This is a genomic window from Ochrobactrum teleogrylli, from assembly GCF_037482325.1.
GTDB classification, from domain to species: Bacteria; Pseudomonadota; Alphaproteobacteria; order Rhizobiales; family Rhizobiaceae; genus Brucella; species Brucella teleogrylli.
This window is the reverse complement of record NZ_JBBHKQ010000001.1, coordinates 248,802-274,808: the sequence shown is the minus strand read 5'-3', so window position 1 is coordinate 274,808 and position 26,007 is coordinate 248,802. Positions and strand designations below refer to the sequence as shown.

Here is a 26,007-nt window from a genome sequence, read left to right as displayed (position 1 = left end):
GCATGACACAACAAAAAGGGGACCTTTCGGTCCCCTTTTTTATTCCTCAGAAGCTTTGCGGGCATTGTCCCCGTCCTGGCCGCGCCGCCAATAGGCGACAATCAGCTGGCGATTCTTCGGAACGTTACGCTCCTTGCGCATATAGCTGCGAATATTGCGGAAGGCATTGAACTCGCAACCCGCCCAGACATAAATGTCTTCCTCGCCTTCCGGCAGTTCGACCGCGCGCACCGCATCCTGCAACAGCGTGGTGGTGCCAGCTTCGGCGCCATTGCGGTTCAGCCATTGCACATCGAGATTCGCACGCGAGACAAGCTTCTGTTCCTCGGCCTGATCGCCGATTTCAATGCGCACAACGGCCTTTGCATCTTCAGGCAGTCGTTCGAGAATGCGCCCGATGGCGGGCAGCGCGGTTTCGTCGCCTGCGAGCAGATACCATTTGGCATCGCCTGCATCGCCACCGCCCGGACCAGTCATGCCGACAATATCGCCCGGCTTGGCGTTAAGCGCCCAACCCGAACCCGGAGCGTCGCAATCATCACCATGCACAACCATGTCGATATCGACCCAGCCCGCTTCAGGATCGATATTGCGGATGGTATAGACACGGGTTGCAAGCTTGGCATCGCCTTCCGGCCATGCCGGACGCCCGTCCTCACCCGTCACCGGCCATTGTGGCTTTGCCAGCCCCTTTGGCGGGAACAGAAGGCGGATATGCAGCCCGGTATGCGAAAACCGCTGGAGGTTGTCGCCTTTCAGGCGCACGCGACGCATATGCGGCGTGACATTGGACACCGCCACCACCTGCATTTCGCGGAAGTAAGGCAGCGGCAGTCCCGCCGCGCCATCGCCCTGCCAGATGATTTTCGGCGTGGGGCTGCCCTTCTCCAGAAATTCCAGCACATGCTCAGCGATGGAATATTTCATATAGGCAAGGCCGGTCTCATCATCGCTTTTGACATCGACGCTGACCGTCTCGTTATCCCATTGAACATCGGCCTGACCGAAGCTCAAAACGAGTTTCGCATGCGTCTCGTCACGCTGCACATCAGCATGTTCGACGAAATGATCGAGCAGTTGATTGACGATGTGACCAGCATTGGTCAGCGTGAAACGGGTATTGGCGTTGAGTTCGGACACGACCCATCCTCCATCGGATGAAATGATGCGTCAGCCTTACCCGAATATAAGATGACAATTCAAGTCATCATTTGTCTTTGATCGCGCAATATAGCGTGACAGGCAGTGCCTGCCGCCATACATCGAACGAGCCAAGCGCACCGGCTTGTGCCACGGAAAGCCGCACGAGTTCTCCGCCAAAGCGCTGCCGCCAGCCGAAAAGCTGCATTTCGCTTTGCAAGGTCACGGCATTCGCAACCAGCCGTCCGCCGGGTTTCAGTGCATCCCAACAGGCTTGCAACACGCCTTCATCCGTGACGCCGCCACCGATGAAAATCGCGTCCGGCGTTTCCAGTCCTGCGAGAGCGCCCGGCGCTTCACCGGAAACGATCTGCAAACCGGGTACGCCCAGCGCATCGCGATTGCGGGCGATCATGCCTTGCCGCTCTTCATGCGCCTCGATGGCGATGGCACGACAGGAAGCATGGGTGCGCATCCACTCGATACCGATGGAGCCGCACCCCGCGCCGACATCCCACAGAATTTCGCCAGGCAGCGGCGCCAGCCGCGACAGTGTCACGGCGCGAATATCGCGCTTCGTCAGTTGACCATCATTTTCGAAGGCTTCATCAGGCAGGCCTATCACGCTGGGAAGAATTTTCGCATCCGGCTCTGCAATGCATTCCACGGCGACGACATTCAGATCGGCACCGGCGGGAACTGTCCATGCACCTGCAATACCGCGCTTATGCGTTTCTTTGGGGCCACCCAGATGTTCCAGCACATCGATGCGGCTTGATCCAAAACCGCGTGCCGCCAGCATCGTTGCGATTTTTTCAGGCGTGGTGCCGTCATTGCTGAGGATCAGCAATTTGATGCCGGGCAGAATATGCTTTGCCAGCACGTCCAGCGGACGCCCGTGCACGCTGAGGCAACACACGTCCTGCAGCGACCAGCCCATACGCGCCGCAGCCAGCGAAAATGACGACGGATAAGGCAAGACAAGCATTTCATCCGGAGAAAAATGCCGGGTCAGCGAAGCGCCCATGCCGTAATGCATCGGATCGCCGCTGGCCAGAACCACGACTGACTTGCCGCGCTCGGCAGCAATCATCGGAAAAGCATCATCGAAGGGCGAAGGCCATGCAATCTGCCGGGCACCGGGTGTTTCACCGATGAGCCCCAAATGCCGCTTGCCACCAAAAATCAAATCAGCCGAAGCAAGGGCCTGCCGCGCAGTCTCGCCAAGCCCATTCAAACCGTCTTCGCCGATGCCGATGACCGTCAGCCAGCAAGCCATGCTCTTTGCTCCGTTTTCTTCGTTCGTAGGGTGCGACGGTGACAAGCGCAAGTCCCAAAGGCGGTTCCTACTTTCCGGCCCGGCACGGGCGGCGTATAAGGCAATCATGTTGAACCAGCAGACCACCGCGACAAAGATCGAACCGTTTGACAGGCGAAATGCCTGTCCGGGCCTGTCGCGCATGGTTATGGCGCTCGACGGTGCCATTGCGCGCATCAAACTGCCGCTCGGACGGCTCACCGCCGATCAGGCTTTTGCGCTGGCCGAGATTGCCGAAAAATTCGGTCCCGGCGCTGTGGAACTTTCGATTCGCTCCAATATCCAGCTGCGCGCCATCGCGCCTGAGAACTGGGAACAAGCAGTCACAGCACTTTATCAAGCAGGTTTTGGTGCCGATAACCCCGCTGCGGATGACATTCGCAACGTCATGGTCAGCCCCACATCCGGTATAGACCGCGATCAAGCTTGCGATGTCACGCCGCTAGCGCGGCAATTGCTGGCAGCGCTTGAGAACAACGCCGACCATCATGCGCTGTCGCCAAAATTCTCGTTCCAGATCGATGGCGGCGAAGCTTGCGCCATGATTGCTCATCCGGGTGACATTTGGCTATCCGCAACAGATGACGGTCGTATTTTTGCTTTCGGCTTTGCTTCGTCGCCCGATGGAACCGCATTGGGAAGCGTGGAAATCGATGATGCGCTGCCCTTTATAGAAGCAGCGCTGCGATTATTTCTTGCCCACTCCAAAGGCGCGGCGCGAATGAAGCAACTCTTCGAAACCCTTGCTGTCGAAGAGTTTTTGAAAGAACTGATTGCCAGCCTTCCGTTTCCGGTCGTTTCCGCTGCCAATTGGCAACGGCGGCAACCCCGCCCATGCGCCCATCTGGGAGCCCACGTTCAGGTTGACGGACGGCTCTACATCGGCGCCATGCCGCTTCTGGGGCGGCTCGATACGACGCAACTGCGGGCACTCGGTGCCCTTTCACAAAAGGTCAGCGGCGGGGAAATCCGCCTGACGCCTTGGCTGGGCGTGATCCTGCCAAATGTCGATGCAGCACATTGCGACAAAGTTCTCCGGCAATTGCATACGCTCGGCCTTGCGACCGATGCGCAGGCACCGCAATCACGACTGCGCAGTTGTACCGGGTCAAAGGGTTGCGCCTCTGCCCTCTCCGACACACAGACCGACGCGAGAGAACTGGCCTCGCTCCTTGACGTCGATAGCCCGGACGCGGTCCATCTCACTGGCTGCGCCAAGTCCTGCGCCGCGCTTGCGCCGCTTCCGCACACGCTTCTGGCGCGCGCTCCGGGCCGCTACGATGTCTTTTTTGCAGACAAGGCTGGACCATCCCGTTTCGGGCGGCTATTGGCGACTGACGTGACTATTGACGCTGCCGCGCGCCTTCTCAACTCACCAGAGCGGAAACCATGATTGATTACATTCGCGACGGGCAGGCCATCTATGACCGCTCCTTCGCCATCATCCGCGCCGAGGCGGATCTGAGCCGCATCCCTGCCGATCTCGAAAAACTCGCCGTGCGCGTCATCCATGCTTCAGGCATGGTGGATGTAGTGAGCGACATCGCTTTTTCGGAAGGTGCAGGTCTGGCTGGCAAACAGGCGCTTGCCAAAGGCGCACCGATTCTCTGCGATGCACGCATGGTTGCCGAAGGTATCACCCGCTCGCGCCTGCCTGCCGACAACCCGGTCATCTGCACGCTGAACGACCCTTCCGTTCCTGAACTGGCGAAGAAAATCGGCAACACCCGTTCTGCCGCCGCGCTCGATTTGTGGTTGCCGCATCTCGAAGGAAGCATCGTCGCCATCGGCAATGCCCCAACCGCCCTCTTCCGGCTTTTCGAAATGCTGGATGCCGGTGCGCCAAAGCCAGCGCTTATCATCGGCATGCCGGTCGGCTTTGTCGGTGCGGCGGAATCGAAGGACGAACTCGCCGCCAATAGTCGCGGCGTGCCCTATGTCATCGTGCGCGGACGACGCGGCGGCAGTGCCATGACCGCGGCGGCGGTCAATGCTCTGGCTTCGGAGCGCGAATAATGACGACAAAAGGCAAGCTTTTCGGTCTGGGTGTCGGCCCCGGCGATCCTGAACTCATCACACTGAAGGCGCTTCGGCTGCTAAAATCAGCGCCGGTGGTGGCCTATCACGCTGCCAAGGGCAAGAAGGGCAATGCCCTTACCATTGTTGAGGACTATCTCTCGCCGGAACAGGTTCTGGTGCCGCTCATCTATCCGGTGACTACGGAAAAACTGCCCGCGCACATGGATTATGAGCAGATCGTCAGCGATTTTTACGGCGAGATCACCACGACAATCGCCGGATATCTCGATCAGGGACAGGATGTGGCCGTGATCGCGGAAGGCGACCCGTTCTTCTATGGCTCGTTCATGTATATTCATGACCGGTTGGCTGAAAGCTATGAAACCACAGTGGTTCCGGGCGTCTGTTCGGTGCTCGGCGCTTCGGCTGTGCTTGGCGCGCCGCTTGTCTATCGCAACCAGACATTGTCGATCCTTTCCGGCGTCATGGAAGCCGGCGAATTGAAGCGCAGGCTGGCCGATACTGGTGCCGCCGCCATCATGAAACTCGGCAAGAATCTCGACAAGGTTCGCGATGTGCTGACCGATCTTAGCCTGATGGACCGCGCGCTTTATGTCGAGCGCGCCACCATGGCCAATCAGCGCATCGTGCCGCTGTCGGACGTCAGCGGCAGCGATTGCCCCTATTTCTCGATCATCCTTGTTCCCGGCCAGAAATGGAACGGCGCATGAAGCCGGCTATCGTTGTGTTGGCGGAAGCGGCGACCGTAACAGCACGCCGCATTGCCGCCGTGCTCGATCAGGCCGAGGTGCTTGGACTTCAGGATCGCGTCACGGGTGCCGACAGGACATTTGCCCATTTCGGCGACACCATACGCGCCCTCTATGAAGAAGGCCGACCGGTCGTAGCGCTCTGCGCCGCCGGTATTGTCATCCGCGCACTGGCGCCTCTTTTGCAGAACAAGCGCATAGAGCCGCCCGTTCTGGTGATTGCCGAAGACGGCAGCGCCGTAGTGCCGCTTCTTGGCGGGCTGTCCGGCGTCAATGACATGGCGCGAACCATCGCCGCCGCACTTGAAATCGCCCCGGCGATCACTACCTCCGGCGAATTGCGCTTCGGAATCAATCTCCTGCACCCGCCAGCGGAACTGACGCTCGCCAATCCGGATGCGGCGAAAGCCTTCACGTCCGATCTTCTGGCAGGTGCGAAACTGCGCCTCAACGGACGTTCCCGCTGGCTACAGACGTCGAAGCTGCCTTTCGCCGACGATGGCAGGCTCACCGTCAGCATCACGCCAGAAAAGCGCACGCCGCTGCCGGATGAACTCATCTATCATCCGCAGGTCGTGGCCGTCGCCATCGACCAGCCGACCGACGATCTTGCGGAAGCAATGACACGGGCGTTCGACGAAACGGGCCTCGCACGATCATCGCTCGCGCTGCTGCTGGCCCATGAACGTCACTGCGCTGTGCAGCAAATCCATGAAGCGGCAGGCGCACTCGGCGCAGAGCTACGCTTTGTGCCGTCGGCTGACACTGCGCTTTCACTTGCTCATCTTTCAGTCGAGCAGCCGCTGCGGTTGATCGAAGCGGGCGGCCTCGTGCTGGCCGTCGCTCCTGCCCCTGCTGACGTGCTGCGGATTGGGCGCAAACGCGGAAAGCTGGTCGTGGTCGGGCTTGGCCCCGGATCACGGGATCTGATGACGCCCGCCGTGCAGCGCGAACTCGAACAGGCCGAAGATATTCTCGGCTACGAGACTTATGTGCACATGGCCGGGCCGTTTCATGCCGGTCAGACCGTGCATATGACCGATAATCGCGAGGAAATGCAGCGCGCGCGCCATGCCTTCGAACTGGCCGCCTCAGGCCGCACGGTGGCGATGGTTTCGTCTGGCGATCCCGGCGTTTTCGCCATGGCGGCTGCCGTGGTCGAGGCGCTGCACGAAACCGACAACCCTGCATGGCATGGTGTGGAACTGGTCATTCAGCCGGGCATCTCGGCTGCGATGGCAGCAGCGTCCCGCAGCGGTGCACCGCTCGGCCATGATTTCTGCATTCTCTCGCTGTCCGATAATCTGAAACCATGGGACGTGATCGAAAAGCGGCTGGCGCTGGCCGCAGAAGCTGATCTCGCCATGGCTTTTTACAATCCTATTTCCAAAGCCCGCCCGCATCAGCTGGGCCGTGCGCTGGAAATTCTGCGCCAGCATCGCGCACCGCAAACGCCGGTTGTGCTAGGCCGCGATATCGGCAGACCGGCGGAGACAATGCGCGTCACCACGCTTGGGCAATTGACGCCCGACGATGTGGATATGCGCACGGTGGTGATCGTCGGCTCGTCTCATACGCAACGGTTTGACCGCGCAACAGGCGGCGAATGGGTCTATACGCCACGCTGGTACGGCGTAAAGCCGGACAAATGATCAAACAAAAAGGCAGGGAAATCCCTGCCTTTTTCGTAACTTATTTAAGTTTAATGAATCAGTTCTTCTTTGCCTTGGCCTTCTTCGGCGCGACAGCTGCGGCTGCGTCGGCCTTGGCGGCAGCAGCTTCAGCGGCAACCTGATCGGCGCTCTTCGGCGAAGTGTCGATAACCGCGCGCACGCCGCCCTTGGCGGTCAGCTGGCAGACTGCGGTGCGCAGATCGACCTTCAGGTCCACATCCGTACCGCCATTGGCGCCCGGACGGGAATCGACAGCGCTGATCACGCGTTCCGGCAGGAAATACTTGTTGGCGGCGGCAGTGATGCAAGGCTGCGCCAGGGAATAGTCGACCGTCTTAACCGGAGTCGGAATGAAGCTTGGCAGCGAGGAGCTGGCCGCTGGCACCGGGGAATCGGTCTTGCCGGGGGTGATGGCAACCGGCGCGGTCGTCGTACAGGCGGCAGCAAGCGGGGCCAACATGGCGATTGCAAGGAAACGGGCTCCGGTGCGGACTCGTCCGTACATAATGGTCTTCCTCATTAGGTCTGCTGGATAGGTAAAATTTTAATTTCGATAACTATTCGGTTTTAGCCGATTGTCGAGTGGCAGGAACGCCACAGAGCCGGAATTTCGATTCGCATCCACAAAACTGTCGTCACTGTTTTGCGAGAATCCAGTTTACCATCTCCCGCCAGTCGGTCATGCGGATGGGCGTACCGTGATTGCCGGACTCGAACCGCCGGAACTGTACCGGATAGCCCGGCGCGCGTTTGCGAATTTCCCCATAGAAAGCTTCCTGCCGGTCAATAGCGAAAACCGGATCGCGGCTGCCATGTCCGAAGAAGACCGGCACACGCCGCTTGAATGTCGCCGATGTGAAGAAACCGTCGTCCCACAGCGAACCCAACAGAATGAGCCCGGCAAGCTCTCCGCCAGCCTTTTCATTGGACGCGATGCGCCAGCAAAGCGAACCACCCTGCGAACCGCAGGACAGGATCAGCGGTGCGGAAGGCGACGACGCCTTCAAGGCCTCGATCAGCCCCGCAATCTGCGCTTCGCCCGTAGTCGCGAAATCCTTGAAATCCGGCGTGACATAGAGACCGCCATTCAGCGCGGCCAAATTCTTGACGCGGTTGAAATTGCCGCCAAAGGTGAAATCATTCATCCCCTGCAAGCGATTACCGCCGCGACCGTGCAGATAGATTACGATGAAGGATGCCCCCTGCTGCTTGCCAGCGACCATGGCCTTCACAGGCCCCGCCGCGGTCTGAAAGGTGACATCCTTTTGATAGGCGCGCGCTTTCAGCGAGACATAGCTGTCCTTGACGCGCTTTTCCGGCACGCTATCGCGACCATTGATGTCGCGCATCTCGTTGTAATCAATGATTTTATAGTCGCCGCCATCGGCGCTGCTCAACACGCCGGGATAGGCGAAGGCATCATCCTTGAAAGGCGGCAGTGGCCCTTGTGCCCAAGCTACGGACACCGACAACAGCAGCGCTGCCATGCCCCCAAGTCCAGCCTGCGCTGTTGCGTTCAATCGCATTTTCATTCTGCCTCCTCCCCTCCAGTCAGCCGATCACAATTCGAGCGTGTGATAGCGCCGGTTCAGATAGATGAGCGCAGATGCATCGGCATTGGACCGCAGGCCGATCACTTCGCCAAACAGCACATGATGCGTCGAATGATCCTGAATGCTGACAACCCGGCAGTCGAAAGCCGCCAGCGCATCGCTCAGCACCGGCGCGCCGGTGGCAAGCCTGTCCCACGTCGCCAGTTCGAAGCGCTCATCCTGTGTCAACCCGATGCGCCCGGAAAAGGCATCGGCCAGTTGCTGATGTGTTCCAGCCAGCGTGTTGATTGCGAAGACACCGTTTTCGATGAACAGGCGATTGTCTTCATGAACCTTCTGAAGGCAGATCAGAACTGTCGCGGGAGCGTCGGATACCGAACAGGCCGCCGTCAATGTCAGGCCGCGCCGTCCTGCCGGGCCATCGGTCGTCACGATTTGCACCGCGCCTGCATAGTGGCTCATGGCATCGCGGTAAGCCTTGGGCTCCACAGATGCCGCACTGGAGATGATGTTATTTATCGTTTGCACGTCAGAATCGATCCGTTGCCGACCGTAATATTTAGCCGAAATACTGGCATAGATTACGGGCATTGCACAAAGGCGCGGAAACCGCTACCCACTTTTCGATCACATTGCCACGAATTGTATAAAGAAGACCGATAACGTGATTGAGTCTGGGAAGCTTCCCATTGCCACTCTGACAAGCCTTGCCATGCTGTTGCTGGCAGGATCGGGATTGGCGTATGCGGATAACATCCGGATCGGTCTGGCGGCACCTTTGACGGGCACTTTCGCCCCCTTGGGCAACCAGCTTGCGCAGGGCGCGCGTGCGGCTGCCGAAACACGAAGCACAGACTTGGTCATTTTCGATGACCGTTGCGACGCGGAAGGTGGCAAGGAGGCGGCAGAACGCTTCATTGCGCAAAATGTCCGCATCGCATCGGGCTTTCTCTGCGCCGAATCTCTCGAAGCCGCAGCCCCGCTTCTGGCCGAACGCAACATTCCGGTGATCATATCCGGCGTCAGCGAACAAACCCTTGTCGAGCGCCGCGCCGCAACGCCCCTGCCGGTGTTCCGCCTGAGCACGGGACTGGAAAAGGAAACGCAGGCGACGGCGAGTTTTCTCGGCAGTCTGTGGCGCGCCCAGCCCTTCGCGGTGATCGATGATGGCACCATTGAAGGCCGTGAGCGCGCAAGCCGGGTTCTTGCCAGCTTGAAAGAGCAGCAGCTACAGCCGGTTTTCACCGATACCTATCGCCCCGGGTTGGAAAACCAAAACGCGCTGGTTGCCCGCCTTAAGCGCGCTGGCGCCACCCATGTCTACGTCGGCGGCGAACGCGACGACATTGCCGCGATTGGCGCAAGTGCTGCTTCGCTCAATTATCCGCTGGTCATTGCAGGCAGCAGCCTGCTGGACGCCGCACCCGGCGCACAACGCTTGAGCGAAGGCACATTGATGACCGCGCCGCTGAAGCCGCAGGATTTGCCAACCGCGAAACCGGCAATCGACGCGCTTCATCAGGCGGGTCGTTTTGTCGAAGCCTATGCGATCACCGGCTATGCAACGGTGCAGATCGCCGCCGATGCCGTCAGCAAAGCCGATGAGCAAAAGCAGCCAGTGCTCGACACGCTGCGCCATACATCCTTCGAAACGGTGCTTGGCACGATCAAGTTCGACGGCAACGGCATGCGGACAGACAATCCGAACCGCTTGCAGCGCTACGAGGGTTCGCGCTTCATACCAGCCGATAGATAAGTCCGGCGAGGCTTGCGACGATAACGAGGCTAGTCAGCAGGCTCATCGTCGCCCAGAAAAGGTCCAGCGCCGCGTCGATATCGGCCGCGTTGGCTTCGCGCTTGCCCGATGCATTGAGCATCGGCCCTTCCACTTTCTCTTCGCCATATTGACGCGGACCGGCGAGCGCCAGATCAAGCGCACCGGCAAAAGCGGATTCCGGCCAGCCCGCATTGGGCGAACGATGCAGGCGCGCATCGCTGCGCATGACCGAAAACGCTGCCTTTGCTGCTCCCCTGCTCCGGGTCGGTGCAGTTGCAAGCGCGGCCAGAAGGCCAGTCAAGCGCGCCGGAATATAATTGGCAACATCGTCCAGCTTTGCAGCGAAACGCCCGAAGTGTCGATAGCGATCATTGAGATGGCCGATCATCGAATCGGCGGTATTGATCATCTTGTAGGCGAACAGTCCCGGCAGACCGCCAACAAGAAACCAGAATGCCGGAGCAACAATGCCGTCCGAGGCGTTTTCCGCCAGACTTTCAATGGCCGCTCGACTGACACCGCCTTCGCTCAGCTGCTCGGGATTGCGCCCGACGATCATCGAAACCGCCTTGCGCCCGCCGTCGATGCCCGCGTCGCGCAGCCCGCGCGCAACCGCCCCGACATGATCGGCGAGGCTCTTTTGCGCCAGAAGCACCGCCACGATGAGAATTTCCGCCACGGCCCCGGCAGAGCCCGCAAAGGGCAGCAGGCTTTCGATCGCCAGCCCCAGCAGAATACAGGCCGCGACCAGCGCGATGGTCAGCCACATACCGTTCCGGCGCAGGACCGCGTCCGGCAGCGTGCGGTCGTTGAAACGCTTCTCACCCCAGGAAATTGCCTTGCCGAACAGCACCACCGGATGCGGCAGCCTGTGCCACAGCTGCGGCGGATCACCGACGACGCGGTCGAGGATGAGCGCCAGCGACAGGATAATCAGCTTTATTTCCATGGATTTAACCGAGATTCATGAATCACTTTTTCAAGCTGCTTTTCCGAGACATTGAATGAGCGCATGTTCCAGACGCGCAAGATCTTCATCGTCATTGGCAAGGCCGATGCGCAACCAATGCGGAGCATAGGCGAATTTGCGGACGAGAATATGGTTTTCGCACAATGCCCCGTGCAATCCGTGCGCATTGTCGTGCGCGACCAACGAGAACAGCGCGGTGCCGCCGACTTCCCACAATCCGCATCGCGCAAGCACATCGGAAAGTTCCCGACGCCGAATGTCTATCCGCCTGCGAAACGCCTGCAATGTCTCGCCACCCGCGAAAGCGTCGGAAGCGATGACAAGCGCCGGTCCCGGCACGGCCCAAGGACCCAAGCGCCGCGTGATCGTGTCGACGATTCGAGCCTGCGCGACGGCAAACCCCAGACGCACGCCAGCCAGGCCGAAAAACTTGCCGAAGGATTTCAGTACGATCAGAGGCTCGTCGGAGGCCAGCGCCGCGACGCTGACTTCGGGATGCGGATCGGCAAAAGCCTCATCCACCACCAGAAAACCACCTCTCGCGCCCAAAGTCCGGGCCAGAGCGCGCAGCTCATCTGCAGCAATTACCCTTCCGTCGGGATTGTTGGGATTGACGATGACCGCAACCGTCGCACTGTCGGGAATATCGGCAATGCCAGCACATTCCGCGACCTGCCAGCCAGAGGCGGCGAATGAAGCCGCATGTTCCTGATAAGTCGGCGTCAAAACGGCGACCGTCGCAGGTTGCGCCAGAGTCGGAATAATCTGGATCAGCGCTTGCGTGCCGGGTGCGGCAACGATAGGTGCGCCTGCCGGTATGCGATAATAGTTTCGTGCAAGTTCAAGCGTCTGGCGCAGCAGACCTTCATCCGGCAAGCGGTTCCAGACCTCGGCTGAAATGAACGGCAAGGGATAGTGCTCGGGATTGATCCCGGTCGAAAGGTCGAGCCAATCGCCCGATGTGCCGCCAAAACGCGCAATCGCCTTGTCGAGCGCGCCGCCATGTTCAATGCTGGATGTCACGCACGGTCTCCGGAAAAATCGATGACATGCATGAAGGAACCAGCGACCGATCCGACCCGCAGCCCGGCATCGCCCACATCAACCCCCGCTGCATCGCGGACTTTAAACAGCCTGTCCGCCGCGCCTTCGTGCGTGGTGCTGGCATAATGAAATTCGTGGCCTTTCAGCGGCACCTGCCAGGGCGACCCGCTCAATGGCTCCAGAACGCGATAGCCCAGATGCAGCTTGCGTTTGGAAAAACTGGTTTCCAGCGGCAAAAGACCCAGCATTGGATGCTGTTTGCCGCTGGCATCTTCCAGCGTCTCGCCCAGCACCATATAGCCGCCGCACTCGCCATAGATCGTCACGCCGCGCGCTGCCGCAGCCCTGATACCGTTCTGGAAATTCTGCGCGGCGACAAGCCGTTCCGCATGGAGTTCAGGATAGCCGCCCGGCAGATAGACCGCATCGGCGTCTGGCGACGGGGTTTCATCAGCCAGAGGCGAGAAGAAGGAAATTTCCGCCCCGCGCCTGCGCCAGCCCTCGAAAAGATGCGTATAGGCAAAGGCGAAAGCATCATCACACGCAACCGCAATGCGACTGCCGAGCGGCAGAAGACGCGGCACGTTGGCCATCGGATCGAAGCGTTTCGGTGCCGACCAGATGCGCTGCAGAGCAGCAAGATCGACATGCGCCTCAATCCTATCGGCGGCGTGATCGAGAAAGCGTTCGAGATCGGCATGTTCGCCCGCCTGCACAAGCCCCAGATGGCGTTCCGGCAAAGCCAGCGCTGCATCGCGCGGCAATGCACCCAAAACGGGAATGCCGAGCGGCTTCAGGGCATCACGCAACATGGCCTCATGGCGCGCACTGCCGACACGATTAAGCAGAACTCCCGCAACGAAAACATCCTTGCGGAACCGGCTGAAACCGGAAACCAAAGCTGCGATGGAATGGGACTGTTTCGCGCAATCCACCACCAGCACCACCGGCAAATCGAGCAGCCTTGCCAGATCGGCGGAAGAGCCCTGCCCGTCCAGCGCGCCATCGAAGAGACCCATCATGCCCTCGGCGATCAGCACCTTTCCACCTTCGGTCATCCGTGCCGACAGGGCGCTGATCAGTTCCATGCGCATCGCCCATGGATCGAGATTGAAGCATTCCACGCCACTTGCCGCCTTGTGATAGGCGGGATCGATATAATCTGGTCCCGTCTTGACTGGCGCAAGCGCCACATCGGCCCGCTTCAGGGCGCGCAACAAACCAAGCGTTACCGTCGTCTTGCCCGAACCGGACGAGGGCGCGGCGATCATAAAACCCTTCATGCGCTTTCGCCTCCGCGTCTGATATCCAAGGGATCGCTGACGAGCTGGCGGCCTTGTGCGGCGGCGATCCAATCGAGACCACCGCGCAACCGGACCACCTCTCCCACCACCACGATGGCAGGCGGCTTGAGCCCCGCAGCCTCAACATCGCTGGCCGCGCGCGCCAGCGTCGTTTCGAGAACGGTCTGTTCTGGCAGGCTGGCATTGCAGACAAAAGCGACCGGTTCGTCTGGCGAACGTCCGGCAGCGATCAGCCGCGCCGTGATGAGATCGATATGTTTCATCGCCATATACATGACAATAACCGGTGACGATTTTGCGATGCCATTCCAATTAATGCGGTCGGGCAGCAATCCCGTCGCATCGTGTCCGGTCAGGAACGTCACCGACTGGTTGATATCGCGATGCGTGGCGGCAATGCCCGCATAGGCCAGTCCGCCGATCCCCGCCGTGATACCGGGAACGATGCGAAACGGCACGCCATGTTCCACCAGCGTCAGCGCTTCTTCCGCTCCACGACCGAAAACAAAAGGATCGCCGCCCTTGAGGCGCAGGACTTTCTTGCCCTGCCGCGCCAGTTCCACAAGCCGAAGTGAAATATCGCGCTGCTTGGGCGACGGCTTGCCGCCCCGCTTGCCCGCATATTCCAGCACCGCCTGTTCGTTTTTCAGAGACAAACAGGCTTCGTCCACCAGCGCGTCATAGACGATGACATCCGCCTGTTGCAGCGCATTGACGGCATGGAGCGTCAGCAAACCCGGGTCGCCCGGCCCGGCGCCAACCAGCCAGACATGGCCCGGCTCCATCGCTGGCAGGGCAATGCCCCGTTCTGTCGTCGATCCGATTCCGCTCATTCGCTTCAACCATTAATAAATCTGGCGGCACTGCTATCAGATACTTTATAAGGCATCCATGAGTGACGAAACCGCAGACCCCAATAAAAAGCTTGGAAAAAGCGAGCTTAGACGTGGCTGGACCACGGGCGCGTGCGCAACCGCTGCCACCAAGGCGGCGCTGACGGCGCTTATTACCGGCGAATTTCCCGACCCGGTTGGAATCATCCTGCCGAAGGGGGAAGTGCCCTATTTCCAGCTGGCCTATGAAGGACTTGGCGAAGGTTACGCCATGGCGGGTATCGTCAAGGATGCGGGCGACGACCCCGATGTCACCCATGGCGCGACGATCATTTCCACCGTCTTTCCCGCTCCACCCGGAACCGGCGTGGTCTTTCGCGCTGGCGAAGGTGTTGGCACCGTGACGCGGGCCGGACTGCCCATTCCACCGGGCGAAGCCGCGATCAACCCCGTTCCGCGCCGCATGATGACCGAAATCTGCGAGGAAATCTGCGCCGAATACGGCCTCCCTGCCGATCTCGTCATCACCATTTCTGTGCCCGACGGCGAGGAAATCGCCAAGAAGACGTGGAACCCGCGTCTTGGCATTGTCGGCGGCATTTCCATCCTCGGCACCACCGGCGTCGTGCATCCCTTCTCATGCTCTGCCTGGATTCACTCCATTCATCGCGGTATCGATGTGGCGCGGGCGGCAGGCCAAAGGCATGTGCTTGGCGCGACGGGATCGACATCGGAAGATGCCGCGCAGGCGATCTACGATCTGCCGGATTTCGCCATTCTCGATATGGGAGATTTTGCAGGCGGCGTGCTTAAATATCTGCGCGATCACCCGATCGACAGGCTGACGATCGCAGGCGGCTTCGCCAAGCTCACCAAGCTGGCGCAGGGTGCGCTCGACCTGCATTCGGCACGCAGTCAGGTGGACATGAGCTTTCTGGCAGAGATCGCCGAACAGGCTGGCGCACCGGGAAACCTCAAGGACCGGATTCTCTTTGCGAACACCGCCAAGGAAGTGCTTGATATGACAAAGGCAATCGGCATCGATATCGCCACGCCGATTGCCGTCAAGGCGAAGGAAACCGCGCTCGCGACTCTCCGTGGCGCACCTGTCGATGTGGAAATCATCGTGACTGACCGGGCGGGAACAATCCTTGCCCGTGTCTAAACCCAAGGTTCTCATTCTGGGCGGCACAACGGAAGCTGCACAGCTGGCGCAGGAGCTTTCGACCTGGCCGGTTGCAGTCATGACCTCTCTTGCGGGGCGCACCGCCAATCCGGCACCTCTGCCCGGTCCGGTGCGCAGCGGCGGTTTCGGCGGCGCTGACGGTCTTGCCGCCTATATCACGGCTGAGAAAATCGACTACGTCATTGATGCCACGCATCCCTATGCCGCGCGCATTTCTCAAAATGCGGTGACGGCAACCGCATTGACCGGCACGTCCCTGCTCCGGCTTGAGCGCTCGCAATGGGTGCAGCAGAATGGCGACCAGTGGATCACTGTGGCCAATGAAGAAGAAGCTGCAAGACTGATCCCGGCGGGCGAACGCGTGTTCCTCGCGCTCGGGCGTCAGCATATCGCGCCTTTCGCAACCCGTGCCGACGCGCATTTCATCATGCGCATGATCGACCCGACCGACGCGCCCTTACCAAAGACGTGTGAAATTGTTCTGGCCAGACCGGGCACTCACGCGCAGGAAACGCAATTTCTGACGGAAAAGCGCATCGGGCTGATTGTCTGTCGCAATTCCGGTGGCGACACATCTTATGCCAAGATCAGGGCCGCGCGCGATCTCGCTTTGCCCGTCATGATGATCGCCCGCCCTCCGGTCATGGCTGAACATGTCACGGAGACAGTGGAAGAAACAATCCGGCTTATTCGCTTACACTTCGGATTTTGAGCGCGCCGCATGGCTGTGCGCTTCGTGATAGAGCGCCGAATCCCGAAAATTCTTCGGATCGAGCCCGCGCCCGACAAAAATCATCGCGGTCCGCTTCAAATCGGCTGCTTCGATCTTTCCGGCAATATCCGACAGCGTGCCGCGCAGGATGAGTTCATCCGGCCAACCGACGCGATAAGCCACCACAACCGGGCAATCCGCACCATAAAGCGGCGTCAGTTCGCGTTCGATCTTGCCAAGATTGCGGATCGACAGATGAATGACCAAGGTGGCCCCGGAACGACCAAGCGTGGCGAGGTCTTCCCCCTCCGGCATCGCCGAGGATTTCATCGACGTGCGGGTGAGAATGATCGTCTGGTTGACTTCCGGGATCGTCAGTTCTTGTTTCATCGCGGCGGCGGCGGCGACAAAAGCGGGAACGCCCGGTGTCACATCATATGGAATGCCCAGCGCGTCGAGCCTGCGCATCTGTTCGGCGACCGCGCCGTAAATTGACGGATCACCGGAATGAACGCGGGCGACATCCTGCCCCTTCGCGTGGGCTGCCGCCATTTCCGCGATGATTTCATCGAGCGTCATGGATGAGCTGTCGACGAGGCGCGCATCGGCGGGAGCGGAAGCAACCACATCTTTTGGCACCAGCGATCCTGCATAAATACACACAGGGCATTTTTCGATCAGCCGCAGGCCGCGCACAGTGATGAGATCTGCCGCGCCCGGACCGGCGCCAATGAAATGAACGGTCACTTGTCTTACCTGTTTTCTTGTCCCGCCACAGCCAGCGCAGCGGTGGCGTGCAGCAGGCCGGTCTTGTGAACGACGAGCTTTGCCGTCGGCCCCGCCCCGGCAAGCGCGGCAGCTTCCGCCACGCCATGGCATCCGACAGTCCGGAACACTGCTTCGGAAGGATTGACGAGACGCGGCGTTTCTTCTTCCAGACGCCCCGCCTCGAAGAAGCGCAAAGCACAATCGTAATGAGCGGCAAGTTCCGCCCAAACGGAATCACCGGCTTTCGATGCCAGTGTCGCGATCATATCGGGTTTGCGCAGACCACACTGGGATAGGACAGTGCCCGCAAGCGCCATCAGTTCGCCAAGCGTCGCCCCTGAAGAACTGCCCATCCCCAGAACGGCAAGCCGCGCCTCACGCCCCACAGGGCGAGCCCCGTTGCGCCTGCTGCAATTCCTCGCGCTTGATGCCCAGCACATCGGCAACACGCTGGATCAGCACCGTTTCCGATTTATCGATGCGATTATCGGCGCAGGCAATCGTCATCAGATCGCGCAACAACGACAGACGCCGTTCGGGCGCCATTTCGGCCAGCATGTTGGCGGCCTGCTTGGTGGTGGTTTCGTAAGCGAAATCCTTCAGATATTCGGCCACTTCCGGAATATCTTCCGCCGCGATGCCGAAATTCTTGAAGGCGATTTCCTTGAAGGCAGCAATTTCCGCCGGATGCTGGTCGCCATCGGCGAACACAACGTGCAGAAGCAGGAGCAATTCGGAAGCCAGCGCCGGATCATCGGCAACACGCTGCACGGCACTCTTCTTGTTCAAAAATGCGCTAATGCGGTCGAAGATGCTTTCGCTCATAGGCGCCCCTCCGGGTTCGTGGTTAGAAGCACATCATTAATGCTGGCGGATCGGGAAAACAACGTTATGTTGCGACATCAGTTCCCGGACCCTCTCCATGCTAGAATTCTTCGATACACTCACCCTGCTCCTGACGGCTGCCGCGTTCATCGCTGGCATCATCGATTCCATTGCCGGCGGTGGCGGCATGATTACCATTCCCGCCTTGCTGCTTGCGGGCATTCCTCCGGTGGAAGCGCTTGGCACCAACAAGTTGCAGGGCCTGTTCGGCTCGTCTTCGGCGACAATCGCCTATGCCCGCAAGGGTTACGTGAACATTCGCGAGCAATGGCAGGAAGCGCTTGCTTCACTCGTCGGTTCGGTTTTCGGCGCACTGCTCGCAACAGTTCTGCCGGTCGCAATCATGCGCGCCGCGCTGCCGCTGCTGTTGATGGCAATCGCCCTTTATTTCGCGCTGAAACCAAATATCGGCGATATCGACCGTTCCCGCCGCATCGGCCCGTTCCTGTTCGGCATGACCATCGTGCCGCTGATCGGCTTTTATGACGGCGTGTTCGGTCCGGGCACCGGATCGTTTTTCATGCTGGCTTTCGTGGCGCTGGCGGGCTACGGCGTGCTGAAAGCGACAGCCCATACGAAGCTTTTGAACTGCGCCTCCAATGTCGGCGGCTTTGCGACTTTTGCGGCTGTCGGCGTCATCAACTGGAAAATCGGTATCTGCATGGGCATTGCGCAGTTCATCGGCGCGCAGATTGGCGCAAGTCTGGCGATGAAGGTTGGATCGCGCATGATCAAGCCGCTGTTGATCGTGGTCAGCCTCGCTCTGGCTGTGCGCCTTCTGATGGACCCGACCAATCCGCTCCGGCAATGGGTTGGGTTCTAAACCCGTAGCGCCACCAGCACCACGCCACAGCCGATCAGCACGATGCCGAACCAGTTGATAGTCGACATGCGCTCACCGAGAAACACAGCGCCGAACAGCGCAACAAGCACCACCGAAAGCTTGTCGACCGGCGCGACGCGCGCCGCATCGCCAATTTGCAAGGCGCGGAAATAGGCAAGCCAGGACGCGCCAGTCGCCAGACCGGACAGGACGAGAAACAGCCACGACCTGGCAGAAATCTCACCCGGCCTTTGCCATTGGCCGGTGATCGTCAGAAACAGGCACAGCGCGCCGATAATAACAAAGGTGCGGACCAGTGTTGCAAAGTCCGAATTGATGCCCTGAATGCCGACCTTTGCGAAAATCGCGGTCAGCGCGGCGAATACCGCCGACATCAACGCCCAGAACTGCCAGCTTGCTAACATGATCAGAACTCTATCCCCTTCTGGGCTTTCACGCCCGAACGGAACGGATGCTTGATCATTTCCATCTCCGTGACAAGGTCGGCCACCTCTATCAGCTCATCTTTTGCGTTCCGACCAGTCACGATGACGTGCTTCATTTCCGGCTTGGCTTTCAGCACTTCGATGATCTCTTCCACGGGCAGATAATCATAGCGCAGAACAATATTCAGTTCGTCGCAAAGCACCATGTCGATCTCTTCGTCCATGATCATGGCCTTGGCCTGCTCCCATGCGCCACGCGCCATGGCAATATCGCGGCTGCGATCCTGCGTCTCCCAGGTAAAGCCTTCGCCCAGTGCCGAAATCGTCACCTGATCGGGAAATTTTTCCAGAACCCAGCGTTCGCCGGTGTCCCACGATCCTTTGACGAACTGCACAACGCCGATCTTCATACCGTGACCGAGCGCGCGGAACACCATGCCAAAACCGGCAGTGGATTTGCCCTTGCCCTTGCCGGTATGGACAATCACAAGACCCTTTTCCTCGGTCTTGGTGGCTTGTATCTTGTCGCGCGCGGCCTTCTTCTTGCGCATCTTGTCGGCATGGCGCGCATTCAGCTCTTCTTCCGTCATCGACAGAAGTTTTTCAGATTTCTCAGCCATTTGTCGCCCTTTCCGGATTCAACTTCTGAAGATTTTCCAATATGAACCGCGCTGAATTCGAACGCGGCGTCCAGAAACCGCGCTCGATGGCATCGTTCAGCTTCGCGGCGGTTTCCGCCAGCGCTGCCGGGTTCTTTTCAGCCATGAAATCATGCACCGCCTTGTCGGCGATATAGGCCTGATAGACCGCCTCGAAATGATGGTTCCCGACTTTTCCGGTGGTCGCCGCAAAGGCGAACAGATAATCGACCGTCGCTGCGATTTCCGCCGCCCCCTTATAGCCGTGGCGCATCACGCCCGCGATCCATTTCGGGTTTGAGGCGCGTCCGCGCACCACCCGCGAAAGCTCTTCCTCAAGCGTGCGGATCACCGGCTTTTCCGGTCGCGAATGATCGTTGTGATAAACCGTTGGCATGGCACCGGTCAGGTTTTCCACCGTCGCGGCCATACCGCCTTCGAACTGGTAATAGTCGTCGCTGTCGAGAAGATCATGCTCGCGATTGTCCTGATTCTGCACGACGGCCTGCACCGAACGCAGGCGCTCTTCGAGAAGGCCACGCTCTGCCTGCCCCTCCTCGCCCGCGCCATAGGCATAGCCGCCCCAGACAAGCCAGGCTTCCGCCAGATCGTTGCGCCCAACCCAACCGTTTTCGTCGATCAGCGCCTGCAATCCAGCGCCATAGGCACCGGGCTTCGAGCCGAACACGCGATAGCCTGCACGGCGTTGCGCCGTCTTTTCATCGACTCCACTGGCCACAAGACGCACCTGCTCTGCCGCCATGCGCGCCGCAATCGGATTGTCTTCCGCGTCTTCGGCGAGCGCTCCCACCGCACGCACGGCCTTGTCGAACAAGGCGATCTGTTCGGGAAACGCATCACGGAAAAAGCCCGATATGCGCAAGGTCACGTCCACACGCGGACGCCCAAGCATAGCGGGCGGCACGATTTCGTAGCCGGTGACGCGCCGCGAGGCCATATCCCAGACCGGCTTGACGCCGATCAGCGCCAGCGCCTGCGCAATGTCGTCGCCGCCAGTGCGCATATTGGATGTGCCCCAAGCCGTGAGACCGAAGGAGGTCGGCCATTCGCCATGGTCTTGCGTATAGCGGGTAACCAACAGTTCCGCCGATTTGCGTCCGAGTTCCCACGCGGCAGGTGTTGGCACCGCACGACTGTCAGTCGAGAAGAAATTACGCCCTGTTGGCAAGACATCGGGCCGTCCGCGCGTTGGCGCGCCGGATGGTCCCGGCGGCACGAAGCACCCATCGAGCGCAGCCAACAGTCCTTCGATTTCTGCGGGGCCACAGGCAAGAACGCTGGGGCGCAGATGATCGACGATCGCTTGCAACACGGCACCCGTCTGTTGCCAGTCTTGCGGACAAGCCTGCTCGCCCGAGACAAGCTTTGCTGCCAGAAGTTCAATACGTTCCACCGTATCGCCCGTGATGCGCCAAGTCGCCGGACTAACCTCGGCCAGCAATTCCGGCTTCGGCCCTGTCCACGGATCGGCCATGTTGCAATCCAGCGGATCGAAACCTTCATCCAGCCCCGCATCAGCCGCAATGGCGCGCTGCAAGCTCTGGTCACCGGCACTCCCGCCAAGCGAAACCGGCACACCACGCGGAACACGGGCCAGCGCCACCAGAAGATCGGTCAAAAGCCGCGCTTGAGGCGCTTGCCCGAAAATATGCAGCCCGTCGCGGATCTGCATTTCCTTCAAATCGCAGAGATAGGCGTCGAGCTTTTGCAGCGCCATATCTTCATCGTCATGGTCGTGAATGCCCGCATCGCGGTCGAGGCCGATATCGCGCACCAGATCGAGAATCTGCCCCTTGAGCCGCAACAAACGGCGTGGATCGACGCCCGAGGCTTCGTAATATTCATCGACCAGCGCTTCGAGATCTTTCAGCGGGCCGTAGCTTTCGGCGCGGGTCAAAGGCGGCGTCAGGTGATCGATAATCACCGCACCCGCACGGCGCTTCGCTTGTGTGCCCTCGCCCGGATCGTTGACGATAAACGGATAGATATGCGGCGTGGGCCCGAACACAGCTTCCGGATAGCAGTGTTCCGACAGCGCCAGCGCCTTGCCCGGAAGCCATTCGAGATTGCCGTGCTTGCCCATATGAACAATGGCATCGACATTCGCCACGGCGCGCAAATAAGCATAGAATGCGATATAGCCATGTGGCGGCACCAGATCCGGCGAATGATAGCTTTCCTTCGGATCGATATTGTAGCCGCGGGCGGGCTGAATGCCGGTCAGCGTTTCGCCAAGCCGCATCAGCGGCAGCGCAAAAGCAATGCGTTCCCGGTCGTAGAATGGATCGCTTTCCGGCTCGCCCCAGCGGGCGGTGATTTCCGCCTGAATCGCATTGGGAAGCTTTTTGAAAAAGTCGTTGTATTGATTGAGCGAAATGGTTTCGCGAATCTCGCGCCCATCGCGCGCGGCATTGGTCGGCCCTGCCATCAAAAGCTGCATCAGCGCATCGCCATCAGCAGGCACTTCGCCAGTCTGATAGCCCGCATCGGCCATGGCCCTGAGCGTCTCAACCGTTCCGGCAGGCGTATCCAGACCGACACCGTTGCCAAGCCGCCCGTCACGGTTGGGATAGTTGGCGAGGATTAACGCCACACGGCGTTCCCCGGCCTTCTTCCGCTTCAGTCGGACCCAGTTCGCCGCGAGTTTCGCAACAAAAGTCACGCGGTTTTCATCGGGCTCATGGGTGACGATATTCGCCTCCACCGCCGCATCGAACTGCCGCGCCGATTTGAACGAAACCGCACGCGACAGGACGCGCCCGTCCACTTCCGGCAAGGCAACATTCATGGCGAGATCGCGGGCCAGCAGTCCCTGCTGCGATGCCTGCCAGACCGCCTTTGGCGTGCCCGAAAAAATCACCTGCAAAACCATGTTGCCGCGCTTGTCGAGTACCGTCGGCTTGCGCTCAGCACCTGGCGACGAAATGGCAAAGCCGGTCGCGTTCAGCACGATATCCGGCGCGCAATCTTCGAAAACACCGTCCACCACGGCAGCGGACAGCCGGTCCTTGAGGCTGGAGACGAACAGAGGCAGCGGGTTGATGCCTTCCGCCTGCAAACCCGTAATTAGTGCTTCAACCGGCTGAGTCTGGCCGCTTTGCACCAGCGCGCGATAGAAGACGATTGCCGCAACGGGTGCATTCTCGATCCAACGACTGCTGATGAGATCGAGCGAAACCACCGCCTCGCCCGGCCACCAAAGCCCCGCCTTGAGCAGTGGCGCGGCTTCGGCTGGCTTTTCGCCGCCGTGGATCAGCGCGGCGCAATAATCGAGGAAAGCGCGCATGTTGGAAGCGCCGCCCTCAATCAGATAGCGCCACAACGCGTCACGGTCAGCGTTTGCAACCGTCGAAAAGCGATCCAACCCATGATCCGGCTTGTCGTCGCCCGGAAGCACCGCGATCTTGACGCCGTTGTTCACAGCGCAGGCATGAAGTGCTTCCAGCCCATAGGGCCAGTAGGTTTCACCGCCGATAATGCGCACGACAATCAGCTTTGCATGACGCACCGTCCGCTCGACATAAGCATCGACGGACATAGGATGCGTCAGGCTCAGAAAACTGGCGAGCCGCAGGCTTGGCCCGTTTGGCTCAGCGCGGTGCGCCTGCGCAAGACTGGCCAGCTCCGTGTCGGCGGCGGAAAGGAACAGAATGTCACCGGGCGTCTGGCCGAGATCGACGGCCTCATTGCCGTCGCTGATCGTTCCTTTCTGGGCAAGCAGAAGATGCATTACAAAACTGCGTCTTTCACGGCCTTGGTAATGGCGGTTTCATCGATCTCATGCAGGCCGATGACAACGAGACGCGTCGAACGGGCTTCATCCTTGCCCCATGGGCGGTCGAAGTAATGCTCGATACGCGGGCCGACAGCCTGCACCACTAGACGCATCGGCTTGCCGGGCACATCGACAAAGCCCTTGAGGCGCAGAACATCATGGTCGGCGATGATGGTCTTCAGCTCTTCGGCAAAAGCCTTCGGGTCCGACACGGAACCGGCCTCGACCACAAAGCTCTCGAATTCATCATGATCATGCTCGTGACCATCGGCATGATGAATTTCATGATGCGACTTGCGGTTGGCGATATCGTCTTCCGTACCAACGCCAAGACCAAGCAGCACATCAGCGCCAAGCTTGCCGAAGCTTGCAGGCACCATGTTGACGCGGCGCGACGAGCGCTCGGCAACATCCGCCTTCACGCTATCGAGGCTTGAGGCATCGATCAGGTCGGCCTTGTTGAGCACGATCAAGTCGGCCGCATGAATCTGATCTTCAAACAGCTCTTCCAGCGGGCTTTCATGGTCCAGTGATTCATCGGCGGCGCGCTGCGCATCCACCTTGTCATGATCATCAGCGAAGCGGCCTTCGGCGACAGCGGCGGCATCGATCACCGTGACCACACCATCCACAGTCACCTGCGTCTTGATTTCCGGCCAGTTGAAGGCAGCCACAAGCGGCTGTGGCAAAGCGAGGCCGGAGGTCTCGATGACGATGTGATCCGGGCGATCCGCGCGGTCGAGCAGCTTGGTCATGGTCGGGATGAAATCGTCCGCAACGGTGCAGCAAATGCAGCCATTGTTGAGTTCGATCACATCTTCCTCGCGGCAGGTTTCGATGCCGCAACCTTTCAGAATACCGCCATCGACACCAAGATCGCCAAATTCATTGATGATCAGCGCAATGCGCTTGCCATTGGCGTTTTCAAGCAGATTGCGGATCATCGTGGTCTTCCCCGATCCGAGAAACCCGGTAATCACGGTCGCCGGTATCTTTTGGCCCTGCATAAAATTATCCCTTCATCTTGAGCGGCAAGCCCGCCGCCATGAAATAAACTTCGTCTGCCGCCGCAGCGATGGCCTGATGCAAAAAGCCTGCATGATCGCGAAATTCCCGCGCCATGCGGTTTTCCGGCACGATGCCAAGACCCACCTCGTTGGAGACGAAAACAACCGGCCCGCCCAGCTCAGAAAGCGCGGTCACCAGATCACGCCCTTCCGCAGCAATGTCGCGTTCGGCCATCATGAGATTGGTGACCCACAAGGTCAGGCAGTCAACCAGCACAAATCTGGACGATTGTGCCTGTTGCAAAAGCGCGCCCTTCAGCTCGAACGGCTCTTCGACTGTTTGCCATTGCGTGCCGCGCCGGTCGCGATGCACCGCGATGCGACTTTCCATTTCTCCGTCGAAGGCCCGACCAGTCGCCAGATAGACCGGCTGAAGCCCGGAGGCTTCAACCAGTTTTTCGGCATAGGACGATTTGCCTGAACGGGCTCCGCCAAGAACAAAGGTTATTTTTCCGGGCAGAGCCATGCTTTCAGCCTTCCAGTTCCGATGAGGCGTAATGCTGGATGAACCAGCCAAGCGCCAGACCAATCACCGCCCACATGAACAGGTTCGTCGCCAGCGAGGCGACCGCATATTGCGACGCAAGCAGCGACGGAATAGGCGACGCAATATCCTCAGGATGCGGCGCGCCATAGAGATGCGGCGCAATAATGGCGATGAGGCCGAGCAGTTTTGCCCAGATTTCTCCGCGCAGCACGATGAGATAAAGGCCGACGCCGCTGAGAACAACCGTCGAAATCCACCAAAGCTGGCGCTCTGCAAGATCGTCGGCAGGCATGGCTGGCAGTTCCGGCGACAGACCGAGCGCAGGCAAGAATGCCACCGCAAAGAAACCGGCCATGCCCCAGTAAAGCCCGTTCTGCACGGTGATCGGGCGACCAATCAGCAGCGCGATACCGCCAAGCAGCAGTGCAAAACCGGCACCCGCAACAAGATTGGCGAGGATTGTATTGCCAAGGCGACCGAAAGGCAGTTCTGCTCCGGCTCCTTCTTCCTCCGGCGCGGCAGTTGTCGCATGGTCATGGGCAGGCGTCTCAGCGGCGTGTTCATGCGGCGCGGCTTCCGCCGGTCCGTGGCTATGGCCGCCGCCCGCCTCTTCGTAAACTTCCGCCTGAATGATCAGCGGCACGGTTTTGAGATACATGGCAGGCGTCACCAGAAGCCCTGCCAGAAGGCCCGCAGCAAGCGTGGCCAAGAGATAACGGATCAACATTTCAATTCCCCAGCTGCAAAGCCCGTCGGTAGCAAACGCTATCCGACGCTCTGCAATGTCAGCTTCCTAGA

Annotated in this window: 26 protein-coding genes; 8 read left to right on the top strand and 18 right to left on the bottom strand. The window is 59.7% G+C overall.

The annotated features are described in order from the left end of the window. Positions 1–39: 39 nt before the first annotated feature. Together WIX40_RS01330 and cbiE are read right to left on the bottom strand one after the other, a co-directional pair. On the bottom strand, positions 40–1,140 hold the full coding sequence (locus WIX40_RS01330; protein WP_109369269.1) for a siderophore-interacting protein: 1,101 nt from the start codon (positions 1,138–1,140) through the stop codon (positions 40–42). Positions 1,141–1,207: 67 nt separating this feature from the next. Next, a complete protein-coding gene (cbiE, locus tag WIX40_RS01325) occupies positions 1,208–2,419 on the bottom strand; it encodes a precorrin-6y C5,15-methyltransferase (decarboxylating) subunit CbiE (protein WP_109369270.1) in 1,212 nt (403 codons plus the stop codon). A gap of 106 nt (positions 2,420–2,525) precedes the next feature. Here cbiE and cobG point away from each other — a divergent pair, with 106 nt between their 5' ends. The 4 genes from cobG to cobJ are packed head-to-tail and all read left to right on the top strand — an operon-like array spanning position 2,526 to position 6,899. Next, entirely contained in the window at positions 2,526–3,851 is a 1,326-nt protein-coding gene (cobG, locus tag WIX40_RS01320) for a precorrin-3B synthase (protein ID WP_339438072.1), read from the top strand. Beyond that, positions 3,848–4,474: a precorrin-8X methylmutase gene (locus WIX40_RS01315; protein WP_109369272.1), complete on the top strand. Its 627-nt coding sequence runs from the start codon at positions 3,848–3,850 to the stop codon at positions 4,472–4,474. Before cobG ends, WIX40_RS01315 begins: the two co-directional genes overlap by 4 nt. Further along, positions 4,474–5,208, top strand: a complete 735-nt coding sequence (locus tag WIX40_RS01310) for a precorrin-2 C(20)-methyltransferase (RefSeq protein WP_109369273.1) — start codon at positions 4,474–4,476, stop codon at positions 5,206–5,208. Before WIX40_RS01315 ends, WIX40_RS01310 begins: the two co-directional genes overlap by 1 nt. Then, a complete protein-coding gene (gene cobJ / locus WIX40_RS01305; protein ID WP_181376096.1) occupies positions 5,205–6,899 on the top strand; it encodes a precorrin-3B C(17)-methyltransferase in 1,695 nt (564 codons plus the stop codon). The genes WIX40_RS01310 and cobJ overlap by 4 nt, the downstream gene beginning before the upstream one ends. 58 nt (positions 6,900–6,957) lie before the next feature. On the opposite strand, the gene WIX40_RS01300 is transcribed toward cobJ, so the two are convergent. The 3 genes from WIX40_RS01300 to WIX40_RS01290 form a co-directional block, all read right to left on the bottom strand. Then, complete coding sequence (locus WIX40_RS01300) at positions 6,958–7,425, bottom strand: hypothetical protein (RefSeq protein ID WP_109369275.1); 468 nt, start codon at positions 7,423–7,425, stop codon at positions 6,958–6,960. A 130-nt stretch (positions 7,426–7,555) separates the two neighbouring features. After that, positions 7,556–8,446, bottom strand: a complete 891-nt coding sequence (locus WIX40_RS01295) for an alpha/beta hydrolase (RefSeq protein WP_109370254.1) — start codon at positions 8,444–8,446, stop codon at positions 7,556–7,558. 33 nt (positions 8,447–8,479) lie between these two features. Then, entirely contained in the window at positions 8,480–9,001 is a 522-nt protein-coding gene (locus WIX40_RS01290; RefSeq protein ID WP_109370255.1) for a flavin reductase family protein, read from the bottom strand. Positions 9,002–9,137: 136 nt separating this feature from the next. Here WIX40_RS01290 and WIX40_RS01285 point away from each other — a divergent pair, with 136 nt between their 5' ends. Continuing rightward, on the top strand, positions 9,138–10,229 hold the full coding sequence (locus WIX40_RS01285; RefSeq protein ID WP_371830789.1) for a branched-chain amino acid ABC transporter substrate-binding protein: 1,092 nt from the start codon (positions 9,138–9,140) through the stop codon (positions 10,227–10,229). Here WIX40_RS01285 and cbiB read toward each other — a convergent pair. The 4 genes from cbiB to cobA are packed head-to-tail and all read right to left on the bottom strand — an operon-like array spanning position 10,210 to position 14,401. Further along, the gene (cbiB, locus tag WIX40_RS01280; protein ID WP_109369277.1) at positions 10,210–11,199 is read right to left on the bottom strand and encodes an adenosylcobinamide-phosphate synthase CbiB; all 990 of its coding nucleotides are present in this window, start codon (positions 11,197–11,199) and stop codon (positions 10,210–10,212) included. The genes WIX40_RS01285 and cbiB overlap by 20 nt on opposite strands. A 30-nt stretch (positions 11,200–11,229) precedes the next feature. After that, the gene (cobD, locus tag WIX40_RS01275) at positions 11,230–12,243 is read right to left on the bottom strand and encodes a threonine-phosphate decarboxylase CobD (RefSeq protein WP_339438066.1); all 1,014 of its coding nucleotides are present in this window, start codon (positions 12,241–12,243) and stop codon (positions 11,230–11,232) included. Next, on the bottom strand, positions 12,240–13,547 hold the full coding sequence (locus tag WIX40_RS01270) for a cobyrinic acid a,c-diamide synthase CobB (RefSeq protein WP_109369279.1): 1,308 nt from the start codon (positions 13,545–13,547) through the stop codon (positions 12,240–12,242). Before WIX40_RS01270 ends, cobD begins: the two co-directional genes overlap by 4 nt. Beyond that, the gene (cobA, locus tag WIX40_RS01265; protein WP_109369280.1) at positions 13,544–14,401 is read right to left on the bottom strand and encodes a uroporphyrinogen-III C-methyltransferase; all 858 of its coding nucleotides are present in this window, start codon (positions 14,399–14,401) and stop codon (positions 13,544–13,546) included. The genes WIX40_RS01270 and cobA overlap by 4 nt, the downstream gene beginning before the upstream one ends. Positions 14,402–14,459: 58 nt before the next feature. Between cobA and WIX40_RS01260 the strand changes: the two genes are divergently transcribed. After that, positions 14,460–15,566 carry a cobalt-precorrin-5B (C(1))-methyltransferase gene (locus tag WIX40_RS01260; protein ID WP_109369281.1) on the top strand — a complete coding sequence of 369 codons (1,107 nt, stop codon included), beginning with the start codon at positions 14,460–14,462 and terminating at the stop codon, positions 15,564–15,566. Continuing rightward, positions 15,553–16,299 carry a cobalt-precorrin-6A reductase gene (locus tag WIX40_RS01255; RefSeq protein ID WP_109369282.1) on the top strand — a complete coding sequence of 249 codons (747 nt, stop codon included), beginning with the start codon at positions 15,553–15,555 and terminating at the stop codon, positions 16,297–16,299. The genes WIX40_RS01260 and WIX40_RS01255 overlap by 14 nt, the downstream gene beginning before the upstream one ends. On the opposite strand, the gene cobM is transcribed toward WIX40_RS01255, so the two are convergent. Genes cobM through WIX40_RS01240 form a run of 3 tightly spaced genes read right to left on the bottom strand, consistent with a single transcriptional unit; the run spans position 16,282 to position 17,892 of the window. After that, entirely contained in the window at positions 16,282–17,046 is a 765-nt protein-coding gene (cobM, locus tag WIX40_RS01250) for a precorrin-4 C(11)-methyltransferase (RefSeq protein ID WP_109369283.1), read from the bottom strand. The genes WIX40_RS01255 and cobM overlap by 18 nt on opposite strands. 5 nt (positions 17,047–17,051) lie before the next feature. Then, entirely contained in the window at positions 17,052–17,420 is a 369-nt protein-coding gene (locus WIX40_RS01245; protein WP_109369284.1) for a cobalamin biosynthesis protein, read from the bottom strand. 22 nt (positions 17,421–17,442) lie between these two features. Further along, on the bottom strand, positions 17,443–17,892 hold the full coding sequence (locus WIX40_RS01240) for a tellurite resistance TerB family protein (protein WP_109369285.1): 450 nt from the start codon (positions 17,890–17,892) through the stop codon (positions 17,443–17,445). A gap of 97 nt (positions 17,893–17,989) precedes the next feature. Between WIX40_RS01240 and WIX40_RS01235 the strand changes: the two genes are divergently transcribed. Then, on the top strand, positions 17,990–18,775 hold the full coding sequence (locus tag WIX40_RS01235) for a TSUP family transporter (protein WP_109369286.1): 786 nt from the start codon (positions 17,990–17,992) through the stop codon (positions 18,773–18,775). On the opposite strand, the gene WIX40_RS01230 is transcribed toward WIX40_RS01235, so the two are convergent. From WIX40_RS01230 to WIX40_RS01205, 6 genes are read right to left on the bottom strand one after another with little or no spacing between them, the layout of a single operon-like run. Beyond that, positions 18,772–19,200 carry an EamA family transporter gene (locus WIX40_RS01230; protein WP_109369287.1) on the bottom strand — a complete coding sequence of 143 codons (429 nt, stop codon included), beginning with the start codon at positions 19,198–19,200 and terminating at the stop codon, positions 18,772–18,774. The genes WIX40_RS01235 and WIX40_RS01230 overlap by 4 nt on opposite strands. Positions 19,201–19,202: 2 nt before the next feature. Beyond that, a complete protein-coding gene (gene cobO, locus WIX40_RS01225; RefSeq protein ID WP_109369288.1) occupies positions 19,203–19,841 on the bottom strand; it encodes a cob(I)yrinic acid a,c-diamide adenosyltransferase in 639 nt (212 codons plus the stop codon). After that, entirely contained in the window at positions 19,834–23,610 is a 3,777-nt protein-coding gene (cobN, locus tag WIX40_RS01220; RefSeq protein WP_109369289.1) for a cobaltochelatase subunit CobN, read from the bottom strand. The genes cobO and cobN overlap by 8 nt, the downstream gene beginning before the upstream one ends. Then, the gene (cobW, locus tag WIX40_RS01215) at positions 23,610–24,662 is read right to left on the bottom strand and encodes a cobalamin biosynthesis protein CobW (protein WP_121536344.1); all 1,053 of its coding nucleotides are present in this window, start codon (positions 24,660–24,662) and stop codon (positions 23,610–23,612) included. Before cobW ends, cobN begins: the two co-directional genes overlap by 1 nt. 4 nt (positions 24,663–24,666) lie before the next feature. Beyond that, positions 24,667–25,188, bottom strand: coding sequence for a bifunctional adenosylcobinamide kinase/adenosylcobinamide-phosphate guanylyltransferase (gene cobU / locus WIX40_RS01210; RefSeq protein WP_109369291.1), 522 nt, complete (start codon positions 25,186–25,188; stop codon positions 24,667–24,669). A gap of 4 nt (positions 25,189–25,192) precedes the next feature. Then, entirely contained in the window at positions 25,193–25,936 is a 744-nt protein-coding gene (locus WIX40_RS01205; protein WP_339438059.1) for a CbtA family protein, read from the bottom strand. Positions 25,937–26,007: the final 71 nt, after the last annotated feature.